The organism is Mesorhizobium sp. P2_A12, assembly GCF_056405075.1.
Map to the genome: position 1 here is coordinate 1 of NZ_JBFUCU010000082.1, position 959 is coordinate 959.

Here is a 959-nt window from a genome sequence, read left to right on the forward strand (position 1 = left end):
CAGGCCATGCTGCCGGTTCTCGAAGCCGTCGTGCAGACCTCGAAGCCGCTGCTCATCATCTCGGAAGACGTCGAAGGCGAGGCTCTGGCCACGCTGGTCGTCAACAAGCTGCGTGGCGGCCTGAAGATCGCCGCCGTCAAGGCGCCGGGCTTCGGTGATCGCCGCAAGGCCATGCTGGAAGACATCGCCATCCTCACCGGTGGCCAGGTCATCTCCGAAGACCTCGGCATCAAGCTCGAGAACGTCGGCCTCAACATGCTTGGCCGCGCCAAGAAGGTGTCGATCTCCAAGGAGAACACCACCATCGTCGACGGCGCCGGCAAGAAGGCCGAGATCCAGGGCCGCGTTGCCCAGATCAAGCAGCAGATCGAAGAGACCACGTCGGACTACGACAAGGAGAAGCTGCAGGAACGTCTCGCGAAGCTCGCGGGCGGCGTTGCGGTGATCCGCGTCGGCGGTGCGACGGAAGTCGAAGTCAAGGAAAAGAAGGACCGCGTTGACGATGCGCTGAACGCGACACGCGCGGCCGTCGAAGAAGGCATCGTTCCCGGCGGCGGCGTTGCCCTGCTGCGCGCTTCGCTTAGCATCAACGCTGTCGGCGCCAACTCCGACCAGACCGCTGGCATCAGCATCGTGCGTCGTGCGCTGCAGGCTCCGGCCCGCCAGATCGCGGCCAACGCCGGTGCGGAAGCCTCGATCGTTGCCGGCAAGATCCTTGACAACAAGGGCGCGACCTTCGGTTTCAACGCCCAGACCGGCGAATATGGCGACATGATCGCCATGGGCATCGTCGACCCGGTCAAGGTCGTGCGCACGGCTCTCCAGGACGCGGCCTCGGTCGCCGGCCTGCTGGTCACCACCGAAGCCATGATCGCGGAGGCTCCGAAGAAGGAGTCGGCTGGCGGCGGCATGCCTGGCGGCATGGGCGGCGGCGGCATGGGCGGCATGGGCGGCATGGA

Annotated in this window: 1 protein-coding gene; it reads left to right on the forward strand. The window is 65.9% G+C overall.

Annotation, left to right across the window (positions count from 1 at the left end; translation table 11 throughout):
• Positions 1 to 959 (forward strand): chaperonin GroEL (gene groEL, locus AC1DZU_RS35580; RefSeq protein WP_477292131.1); only part of this gene is annotated, 959 nt, incomplete at both ends.